Consider the following 9657-nt stretch of genomic DNA (forward strand, 5'->3'; position numbering starts at 1 on the left):
ACGTCATGACCGCAGGCAACGACTTTGATCCGGGCGAAGACCTCAGGGCCAATGACCTCGCGGCTGATGCCGCTGAGGCCGAGCCCAAATTGTTCTCGGCATTGCTGACGCCGCACCGCTCGCTCAATCGCACCGGCTTTATCGTGCTGATGTCGTTCGTCACCGCGGTCAGCTTCATCGCCGGCGCGGTGTTCTGGTGGCTCGGCGCCTGGCCGATCTTCGGCTTCTTCTGCCTCGACGCGCTGGTGATCTATTGGGCGTTCAAGGTCAATTTCCGCACCGCCAAGGCGAGCGAGGAAATCACCGTCACACCGTCGGAACTGCGGGTGCGCAGGATCAGCCATCGCGGTCATGTGGTGGAATGGGTGCTCAATCCGCTCTGGGTGCGGTTCGAACAGATTTCGCATGAGGAGTTCGGCATCGAGCGGCTCTATCTGGTCTCCAGGGGCCGCCGGGTCAGCGTTGGCAGCTTCCTGGGTCCGGACGAAAAGGCCAGCTTCTCCAAGGCCTTGACGGCGGCGCTCAACGCCGCAAAACGTGGCCCGACCTACAACCCCATCCGCTAGGTCTTATTTGAGCATGATCTTTTCGGAAAACCGGTCTCCACTTTTCCGGATCATGCTTGTCAGAAATCGGGTGGTTTGGACGCGCCATGGCTCCTAAATCAGACACCATGATGACACTCGCCATACACGATCAGCGCCTGGCCAAGCCGGGCCTCCAGAGCGCCGCGCTGCGCGACTATGACTCGGTTCGGCGCGCCATCGCGTTCATCTCGGAGCACTGGCGCACGCAGCCGACCATCGAAGCGATGGCCGATGCCGCCGCCGTCACGCCGGATGAACTGCACCATCTGTTCCGCCGCTGGGCGGGGCTGACGCCGAAGGCTTTCATGCAGGCGCTGACCCTGGACCACGCCAAGAACCTCTTGCGCGATTCCGCCAGCGTGCTCGATGCGGCACTCGACTCCGGCCTGTCAGGGCCGGGACGGCTGCACGACCTGTTCGTCACGCATGAGGCGATGTCGCCGGGCGAATGGAAGACCGGCGCCGGCGGCATGACGCTGCGCTACGGCTTCCATCCCTCGCCGTTCGGCACCGCGATCGTGATCGCAACGGATCGCGGGCTTGCGGGGCTTGCCTTCGCCGATCACGGCGACGAGCAGACCGCATTCGCCGACATGAAGCGGCGCTGGCCGAACGCGACCTATGTCGAGGACACCAACGGCACCACCGCATTGGCGCAGCGCGTGTTCGATACAAGGTTGTGGCGGGCGGACCAGCCGCTGCGCGTCGTCTTGATCGGCACCGATTTCGAGGTGCGGGTGTGGGAGACGCTGCTCAAGGTCCCGATGGGCCGCGCGGTCAGCTATTCCGACATCGCCTGCAAGATCAACAGTCCAAAGGCCTCGCGCGCGGTCGGCGCCGCAGTCGGCCGCAATCCGGTGTCGTTCGTGGTGCCCTGCCATCGCGCACTCGGCAAGAGCGGCGCACTGACCGGCTATCACTGGGGCATCACCCGCAAGCAGGCGATGCTGGGCTGGGAAGCCGGCCAGGTCGGATTGCACTAACCTCTATCTCGTCATTCCGGGATGGTCCGAAGGACCAGACCCGGAATCTCGAGATTCCGGGTTCGATGCTGCGCATCGCCCCGGAATGACAACATCAAACCTCTACCCCGCGAGATCGACCTTGGACGCCACGGTGGAATCGGCATTGAGCCGATAGACCACCGGCGCGCCGGTGGCGAGTTCGCGCTTGAGGATCTGCTCCGGCGTCAGCTTCTCCAGCACCATGATCAGCGCGCGCAGCGAATTGCCGTGGGCGGCGATCAGCGTGCGCTGGCCGCGCAGTACGCCGGGCAGGATCTCCTGCACGTAATAGGGCAGCGTCCGCGCCAGCGTATCCTTCAGGCTTTCGCCGCCGGGCGGCGGCACGTCGTAGGAACGGCGCCAGATCAGGACCTGGTCCTCGCCCCACTTCTTGCGGGCGTCGTCCTTGTTGAGGCCGGAGAGATCGCCGTAATCGCGTTCGTTGAGCGCGAGATTCTTCGTGGTCGGCAATCCGGTCTGGCCGATCTGCTCCAGCATCAGCTTCAACGTGTGCTGCGCACGGGTGAGATCGGAGGTGAACGCGACATCAAACGACAGGCCCTGCGCCTTCAGCTTGCGGCCGGCCTCGTTGGCTTCGTTGACGCCTTGCTCGGTGAGATCCGGGTCCTTCCACCCGGTGAACAGGTTCTTCAGATTCCAGTCGCTCTGACCGTGACGAACGAGCACAAGAAGACGATCACTCATTTCAGATTCCGTTTTCGCTTAGCTGGATTTCATTCCGTCGAGCGGCGTCAGTCGCTCAACCCGAGGACGTCGGCCATCGAATACATGCCGGGCTTCTTGCCATGCGCCCACAGCGCTGCCTTCAGCGCGCCCTGCGCGAACAGCGCGCGATCTTCTGCATGGTGCGAGAGCGTGATGCGCTCGGAGGGGCCGGCAAAGATCACGCTGTGATCGCCGGCCGCGGTGCCGCCGCGCAACGAGGCAAAGCCGATATCGCCCGCGCGCCGCGCGCCGGTGAGACCATCGCGACCGCGCGCCGAATGCTGGTCGAGCGCGATCTTGCGTCCCGCGGCCGCAGCTTCACCGAGCATCAAGGCGGTGCCCGACGGGGCATCGATCTTGGACTTGTGGTGCATCTCGAGAATTTCGATGTCAAAACTCTGGTCGAGCGATTGCGCGACGCGCTTGACGAGCGCGGCGAGCAGATTGACACCGAGGCTCATATTGCCGGATTTCACCACGATGGCGCGGTTGGTCACGCTGCGGATCACCGCATCGTCGGACGGCGACATGCCGGTGGTGCCGATGACGTGAACGAGGCCGCGCTCGGCCGCGATCGCGACATTGGCGATGGTCGCGGCCGGCACGGTGAAATCCAGGATGCCGTCGGCGGCGGCCGACATCGACCACAGATCGGCCGACAGCTTGACGTCATTGGCGGGGAGGCCGGCGAGCACGCCGGCGTCCTTGCCGAGCAGCTCCGAGCCCGGCGCTTCCAGCGCACCGACCAGCACCGCCCCCGGGGTCTCGGAAATCACCCGCGTCAGCGTGCGGCCCATCCGGCCGCCGGCTCCCGCAACAATCAGACGCATGTCAGCCATGGCTCACCTCTCCACGCGATATAGCGAGCCATGGCTGTTCCGGCAACCGAACCGGCCACCCGCGATCAGGGCTGCGGGCCGTCATAGCCCTCGATGATGATGAGGTCGGCGATCGAATGCGGCTGCCGCACCTTGATGTTGGCCTGGTATTCCGGGGAGTTGTAGCAGGCCATCGCGGTTGCGTAGTCGGGGAATTCGATCACGACATTGCGGGAGCGGCTCTCTCCCTCGACGCAGTTGAGCTGGCCGCCGCGCACCACATAACGGCCGCCGAACTTCTTGAAGATCGCAAGGTTGGCCACCGCGTAGGGCTTGTAGCCCTCGTCATTATGAACGTCGACGCGTCCAATCCAGTATCCCTTCGCCATCTCTGTTCTCCCTCTTGTTGTTCAGGCGAGCGCCTGGGCGATTTCGGCGTGAATGGCTTCGGCTGAAGCCTTCGGATCGGCGGCTTCCATCACCGGACGTCCGACCACCAGATAGTCGGCGCCGGCGGCAATGGCGCGGGCCGGCGTCATGATGCGCTTCTGATCGCCGGTCGCCGAGCCCGCGGGGCGGATGCCCGGCGTCACCAGGTTCATCTGATCGCCGACGATCTTGCGCAAGGCGGCGGCCTCCTCGGGCGAGCTGACGAGGCCGTCGACACCAAGCGCCTGCGCCTGTTTGGCGCGCGCTTCGACGAGATCGGAGACGTTGAGGCGATAGCCCGCCGCGTGCAGATCGGTGTCGTCGTAGGAGGTCAGCACCGTCACCGCGAGGATCTTCAGGCCGGAGCCGGCGCGGGCCTCGACCGCCGCCTTCATGGTCTGCGGATATGCATGCACGGTGAGAAAGGTCGCGCCGAGCCCGGCGACGCTTTCGACCCCGCGCGCGACGGTGTTGCCGATGTCGTGCAGTTTCAGATCGAGGAAGACCTTCTTGCCGCTGCCTGCAAGCTGTTTCGCCAGCGCGAGGCCGCCGGCATAACCGAGCTGATAGCCGATCTTGTAGAAGGTGACGGCATCGCCGAGCCGGTCGATCATCGCCTCGGCGCTGGCGACCGACGGCAGATCGAGCGCCACGATCAACCGGTCTCTTGGAGCGATCCTGGCTGGCTGCATGTCACCTCACATCATGCGTTGGGATTGGTCGATCAGCTGCCGCACCAGCGCCCGCATCGCGTCGATGTCGGCCTGGTGCTTCAGATGATCCATATCGTCGTAGGCCTGCTCGGCGAATGACAGCGCGAGCTGGTTCGGGATCACGGTGGCGTGGCACGCCGTCAGGATCAGGCGCAGCGCAGCCAGCGCGCGCGTGCCGCCGAGCCGGTTGCCGGATGCGGCTGAAATCGCGAACGCGCGGCCGTGGAACACCTGACCTCGCACCTCATGCGGATCCTGCACGCGGCTCACCCAGTCGATCGTGTTCTTCACCAGCGCCGGCACCGAGGAATTGTATTCCGGCGTCACGATCAGCACGCCATGATGGGCGCCGATCATCCGCTTCAGATTCACGGCATGCTGCGGCACGCCGGATTTCGCCTGCAGGTCGCCGTCATAGATCGGCAGCGGAAAATCGCCGAGCGAGATGCGGGTGACGTCGGCGCCGGATTGCGCCAGTTCGTACGCCAGCACGGCGGCCAGCTTCGCATTGAGCGAGCCTGACCGAAGCGATCCGGGGATCACGAGGATTTTCAGCGCGGACATCTTGAAATCGCAGGTATTGGGCGCAGGCCCGGCGCGACGGGCGCTGGGTGGTCAGCCCTTGCGATACACCCAGACCCGCGCGGGCGGAAGGTTCATCCAGATCCGCTCGGAGGCCTCTGTGGACACGCCCGGCAGCGACTTCGGAATCGGAGGCACCACCGAATAGGTAAACTGAATGAAGGGCGCGCCGGGTGCGAGCGCCAGGAAGGCGTCACGGACCAGCCTTAGGCGGGTCAGCATCGGCTTGGTGACGAGCGGCAGGCCGGAGACCACGGCCGAGGCGGGAGATTTCAGCACCTCCCACACAGTATCGCGCAGCGTGTAGGCGTCCCCCTGGACGACCCTGGCCTGCGGATAGCGTTCGCGCAGCAACGCGCAGAAGCCGGGATTGTATTCGACCAGGACGAGACGCTTTTGATCGACGCCATGCTCGATCAGCGCGTTGGTGATCGCCCCGGTGCCGGGTCCAAGTTCGATGACCGGCCCCTCGGCATCGCGATCGACATATTGCGCCATGGTGCGGGCGAGCAGCCGCCCGGACGGCATCACCGCGCCCATATGCAGCGGCTTCTCCATCCATGAACGGAGAAATCGAACCTCGTCGTCGAGACGGAGGGGTTTCTTCGACGCACGCACGGACGATTGCAAAGGCATGTCGCTACCAGGCGGGGACCGCACAATCGAGCGGTTGTCAGAAAACAGTCACAAACACGTATAGATCGAAGTCGTTACGGTCAAGCATAACGACTGCGGCTAGACGGAGCGATTGCCAAAGAAGTCCTTGACCTTAGAGAAGAAACCCGCTGCCTCCGGCTGGGTTGCGCCGGACGAGAGCTTTTCGAACTCCATCAGCAGTTCTTGCTGCTTCTTGGTCAGATTTTGCGGCGTTTCGACCACGACCTGCACATACATGTCGCCGGTCTGGCGCGAACGGAGCACCGGCATACCCTTTGATGCGATGCGGAATCGCCGGCTGGACTGGGTGCCGGCCGGCACCTTCACCTTGGTCTTGCCCTTGTCGATGGTAGGCACCTCGAATTCGCCGCCGAGCGCTGCGGTCACCATCGAGATCGGCACGCGGCAGTGCAGGTCGGCGCCGTCGCGCTGGAAGAACTGGTGCGTGGTCAGCGACAGGAAGATGTAGAGGTCACCCGGCGGTCCGCCGCGGACACCGGCCTCGCCTTCGCCGGCGAGACGAATTCGGGTGCCGTCCTCGACGCCCGGGGGAATGTTGACCGACAGCGTGCGGTCGCGCGTCACCCGGCCGGAACCCGCGCAGGAGGTGCAGGCATCCTCGATCATCTGGCCGCGGCCCTGACAGCCGGGACAGGTCCGCTCCAGCGTGAAGAAGCCCTGGGCCTGCCGGATACGGCCGGCCCCGCCGCAATGCGAGCAGGTCTTCGGCTTGGTGCCGGCCTTGGCGCCGGTGCCCGAGCAGGATTCGCAGGTGACCGAGACCGGGATCTCGATCTGCGCGGTCTTGCCCTGGAAGGCCTCCTCGAGCGTGATCTCCATGTTGTAGCGCAGGTCGGCGCCGCGCTCGCGGCCGCCGCCGCGGCGCTGCCCGGCCATGCCGAACAGATCCTCGAAGATGTCGGAGAAGGAAGAAGCGAAGCCGGCGCCGAAGCCGGGGCCGCCGCCGCCCATGCCCTGCTCGAAAGCGGCATGGCCGAAGCGGTCATAGGCGGCGCGCTTGTCGCCGTCCTTCAGCACCTCATAGGCTTCGTTGATTTCCTTGAACCGGACTTCGCTGGTGGCGTCGCCCGGATTCTTGTCCGGATGCCATTTCATCGCGAGCTTGCGGAAAGCCGATTTCAGCTTGGTCTCGTCCGCGTTCCGCTCAACCTCGAGGGTCTCGTAATAGCAGCGCTTGGTGGACATCCTTCAATTCCGTCCGAAGTTCATCGCGATCGCCGAAGCTTGCGCTCAGGTCGCGTCAAGGATTGCGCCTGTCTGGAAGATGCAGCGATCGCCTTAAAGAAAAATGACCCCCACTCCTCCGAGACGCGGCGCGTGCTCATTGGTGTGAGGGTCATGATCGCAAATCCGCTTAAGCAGACTTCTTGCTGTTCTTGTCGTCATCGACCTCGGTGAATTCCGCGTCGACAACGTCATCCTTGGCAGCGTCCTTGGCCGCATCGGCCTCGGCCTGCTGCTTGTACATGGCCTCGCCGAGCTTCATCGAAGCCTGCGCCAGCGTGTTGGTCTTGGCCTTGATCGCCTCGGCGTCGTCGCCCTTCAGCGCTTCCTTGAGGTCGCTGACGGCGTCTTCGATCGCGCGGCGCTCGGTGTCGGCGATCTTCGAACCGTGTTCGGCCAGAGCCTTCTCGGTCGAGTGAACCAGACCGTCGGCATGGTTCTTGGCGTCGACAGCCTCGCGGCGCTTCTTGTCCTCGGCCGCGTTGACCTCGGCGTCCTTGACCATCTTGTCGATGTCGGCCTCGGACAGACCGCCGGATGCCTGGATCCGGATCTGCTGTTCCTTGCCGGTCGCCTTGTCCTTGGCCGAGACGTTGACGATGCCGTTGGCGTCGATGTCGAAGGTCACCTCGATCTGCGGCATGCCGCGCGGAGCCGGCGGAATGCCCATCAGGTCGAACTGGCCGAGCATCTTGTTGTCGGCCGCCATTTCACGCTCGCCCTGGAAGACGCGGATGGTGACGGCGCCCTGATTGTCTTCGGCGGTCGAGAACACCTGGCTCTTCTTGGTCGGGATCGTGGTGTTGCGGTCGATGATGCGGGTGAACACGCCGCCCAGCGTCTCGATGCCCAGCGACAGCGGGGTCACGTCGAGCAGCAGCACGTCCTTGACATCGCCCTGCAGCACGCCGGCCTGGATCGCAGCGCCGATCGCGACGACCTCGTCGGGATTGACGCCCTTGTGCGGCTCCTTGCCGAAGAACTGCTTCACGACTTCCTGGATCTTCGGCATGCGGGTCATGCCGCCGACCAGCACCACTTCGCCGATCTCGCCGGCGGTCAGGCCGGCATCCTTCAGCGCCTTGCGGCACGGCTCGATGGTTTTCTCGACGAGGTCGGCCACCAGCGCCTCGAACTTGGCGCGGGTCAGCTTCATCGTCAGATGCTTCGGACCGGTCTGGTCAGCCGTGATGAACGGCAGGTTGATTTCGGTCTGCGTGGTCGACGACAGCTCGATCTTGGCCTTCTCCGCAGCCTCCTTCAGGCGCTGCAAGGCGAGCTTGTCGTTGCGCAGGTTGATGCCCTGCTCCTTCTGGAATTCGTCGGCGAGATAGCCGACCAGGCGCATGTCGAAATCTTCACCGCCGAGGAAGGTGTCGCCGTTGGTCGACTTCACCTCGAACACGCCGTCGCCGATCTCGAGGATCGAGACGTCGAAGGTGCCGCCGCCGAGGTCGTACACGGCGATCGTGCCGGACTTCGACTTGTCGAGACCGTAGGCGAGCGCGGCAGCCGTCGGCTCGTTGATGATGCGCAGCACTTCGAGACCGGCGATCTTGCCGGCGTCCTTGGTGGCCTGACGCTGCGCATCGTTGAAATAGGCGGGAACCGTGATGACAGCCTGCTCGACCTTCTGGCCGAGATGCGCCTCAGCGGTCTCCTTCATCTTCTGCAGAATGAAGGCCGAGACCTGCGAGGGCGAATAGGTCTTGCCATCGGCTTCGACCCAGGCGTCGCCGTTCGATGCCTTGACGATCTTGTAGGGAACGAGCTTCTTGTCCTTCTCGACCATCGGGTCGTCGTAGCGGCGGCCAATGAGGCGCTTCACCGCAAAGAACGTACGCTCGGGATTGGTCACCGCCTGGCGCTTCGCCGGCTGGCCGACGAGGCGCTCGCCATCGTCAGTGAAAGCAACGATCGACGGCGTCGTTCGCATGCCCTCGGCATTCTCGATCACCTTGGCGTTCTTGCCATCCATTACGGCGACGCACGAATTCGTGGTGCCGAGGTCGATCCCAATGACCTTACCCATGGTTTTGATATCCTCTTTGCTACGGCAGGTTGGTTGGGCCCTGACGGCGCTCCGTACCGAACCCCCAGACGTTCACATACTCGCGATATTGCGACGGTGAGCCTGATATAGGAGAGAGGGTCCTGCCCGCAAGGACTGGACGCAACGTTGAGGCCTGAAAAGACTGACGTTTGAAAGATTGTGTCAGCCCGACTGCGGCGCCGGTTCAAGCCCGATCCAAGTTAACAAATCGGCAATGATGCGGCCCGCCGTCGACCGCGAACATCCGCTACACGACGTCGGCGCTGTTGAGTGAACACTCACAAACGTCGTATGCGGAAGCGGGCGCAGGCCAAGGCGCGCTGTTTGGCCGCTGGCGGCCGATCGTCGGAAACGTCGGGAAACTGGAAAGTGCCAGCCAATCGGGACGAAAAGCCCACGGAATCGGGCCTGCAGGTCCGAAGCGGGGCTTTGGCGACCTGTTGCAGGGTCATCAAAACCGCTAAAAGCGGTCCGACTGAAAGAGGCCATCCAGCCCTGCACCGGCCCCGTTGCGCGGCCACCAAGCAAAACCGGTAGATCCCCCATGACGCCTTTTCGACTTCTCGTTGCGGTTGCCTTGCTGCTTGCTGCCACCTGTCGTGGCTTTGCCGCCGACGTGGTGTTTCCGCCGGGCGCGCATGTCGGGATGAAGCCGCTGGTGGGCCTCAACCGCGCCAAGTCGTTCATCGGCTTCGAGACCGAGGACCAGGGCGTGAAGGTCCTGATCGCCGATCTGCCCGCGGACGCCTACAACGAGGTCGTGAGCGCCTTCAAGGCCAACCCGGCCGGTAGCGGAAACATCAAGCCCGAGAGCCTCGAGACGCCGGCCGGCCTTGCCTATTA

At 64.0% G+C, this 9657-nt stretch carries 10 protein-coding genes and 1 pseudogene; 3 read left to right on the plus strand and 8 right to left on the minus strand.

What is annotated here, in order from left to right; all coding sequences use genetic code 11:
* The first annotated feature begins 5 nt into the window (after positions 1-5).
* Positions 6-566, plus strand: a complete 561-nt coding sequence (locus IF803_RS15075; RefSeq protein WP_461192646.1) for a DUF2244 domain-containing protein — start codon at positions 6-8, stop codon at positions 564-566.
* Positions 567-673: 107 nt separating this feature from the next.
* On the plus strand, positions 674-1570 hold the full coding sequence (locus tag IF803_RS15080) for a methylated-DNA--[protein]-cysteine S-methyltransferase (protein ID WP_461192653.1): 897 nt from the start codon (positions 674-676) through the stop codon (positions 1568-1570).
* 102 nt (positions 1571-1672) lie between these two features.
* Here the strand turns inward: IF803_RS15080 and IF803_RS15085 are convergent, their stop codons facing one another.
* The 8 genes from IF803_RS15085 to dnaK form a co-directional block, all read right to left on the minus strand.
* Positions 1673-2296, minus strand: a complete 624-nt coding sequence (locus tag IF803_RS15085) for a 2,3-bisphosphoglycerate-dependent phosphoglycerate mutase (protein ID WP_028341753.1) — start codon at positions 2294-2296, stop codon at positions 1673-1675.
* A 47-nt stretch (positions 2297-2343) separates the two neighbouring features.
* Positions 2344-3156, minus strand: coding sequence for a 4-hydroxy-tetrahydrodipicolinate reductase (gene dapB, locus IF803_RS15090; protein ID WP_411779843.1), 813 nt, complete (start codon positions 3154-3156; stop codon positions 2344-2346).
* A gap of 65 nt (positions 3157-3221) precedes the next feature.
* A complete protein-coding gene (locus tag IF803_RS15095) occupies positions 3222-3524 on the minus strand; it encodes a DUF1330 domain-containing protein (protein ID WP_028335765.1) in 303 nt (100 codons plus the stop codon).
* A 21-nt stretch (positions 3525-3545) separates the two neighbouring features.
* A complete protein-coding gene (gene pyrF / locus IF803_RS15100) occupies positions 3546-4256 on the minus strand; it encodes an orotidine-5'-phosphate decarboxylase (RefSeq protein WP_461192647.1) in 711 nt (236 codons plus the stop codon).
* Between the two features lie 6 nt (positions 4257-4262).
* Positions 4263-4841, minus strand: a complete 579-nt coding sequence (locus IF803_RS15105) for an NADPH-dependent FMN reductase (RefSeq protein ID WP_028341756.1) — start codon at positions 4839-4841, stop codon at positions 4263-4265.
* Between the two features lie 51 nt (positions 4842-4892).
* The gene (locus IF803_RS15110) at positions 4893-5495 is read right to left on the minus strand and encodes a class I SAM-dependent methyltransferase (protein ID WP_028341757.1); all 603 of its coding nucleotides are present in this window, start codon (positions 5493-5495) and stop codon (positions 4893-4895) included.
* Positions 5496-5594: 99 nt separating this feature from the next.
* Positions 5595-6722 (minus strand): molecular chaperone DnaJ, encoded by a 1128-nt coding sequence (gene dnaJ / locus IF803_RS15115; RefSeq protein WP_028341758.1) that lies wholly within the window; start codon positions 6720-6722, stop codon positions 5595-5597.
* A 169-nt stretch (positions 6723-6891) separates the two neighbouring features.
* A complete protein-coding gene (gene dnaK / locus IF803_RS15120) occupies positions 6892-8793 on the minus strand; it encodes a molecular chaperone DnaK (protein ID WP_026192053.1) in 1902 nt (633 codons plus the stop codon).
* A gap of 565 nt (positions 8794-9358) precedes the next feature.
* Between dnaK and IF803_RS15125 the strand changes: the two are divergent.
* Positions 9359-9657, plus strand: a pseudogene (locus IF803_RS15125) (hypothetical protein); the annotation flags it as partial.

The sequence above is a fragment of the Bradyrhizobium sp. UFLA06-06 genome (assembly GCF_054820065.1).

Bases quoted from the DNA above. Each gene is read 5' to 3' on its own strand.
- IF803_RS15085 (WP_028341753.1), bottom strand. From the start codon at position 2,296: ATGAGTGATCGTCTTCTTGTGCTCGTTCGTCACGGTCAGAGCGACTGG.
- IF803_RS15105 (WP_028341756.1), bottom strand. From the start codon at position 4,841: ATGTCCGCGCTGAAAATCCTCGTGATCCCCGGATCGCTTCGGTCAGGC.
- pyrF (WP_461192647.1), bottom strand. From the start codon at position 4,256: ATGCAGCCAGCCAGGATCGCTCCAAGAGACCGGTTGATCGTGGCGCTC.
- IF803_RS15110 (WP_028341757.1), bottom strand. From the start codon at position 5,495: ATGCCTTTGCAATCGTCCGTGCGTGCGTCGAAGAAACCCCTCCGTCTC.
- dnaJ (WP_028341758.1), bottom strand. From the start codon at position 6,722: ATGTCCACCAAGCGCTGCTATTACGAGACCCTCGAGGTTGAGCGGAAC.
- dapB (WP_411779843.1), bottom strand. From the start codon at position 3,156: ATGGCTGACATGCGTCTGATTGTTGCGGGAGCCGGCGGCCGGATGGGC.
- IF803_RS15080 (WP_461192653.1), top strand. From the start codon at position 674: ATGATGACACTCGCCATACACGATCAGCGCCTGGCCAAGCCGGGCCTC.
- IF803_RS15075 (WP_461192646.1), top strand. From the start codon at position 6: ATGACCGCAGGCAACGACTTTGATCCGGGCGAAGACCTCAGGGCCAAT.
- IF803_RS15095 (WP_028335765.1), bottom strand. From the start codon at position 3,524: ATGGCGAAGGGATACTGGATTGGACGCGTCGACGTTCATAATGACGAG.
- dnaK (WP_026192053.1), bottom strand. From the start codon at position 8,793: ATGGGTAAGGTCATTGGGATCGACCTCGGCACCACGAATTCGTGCGTC.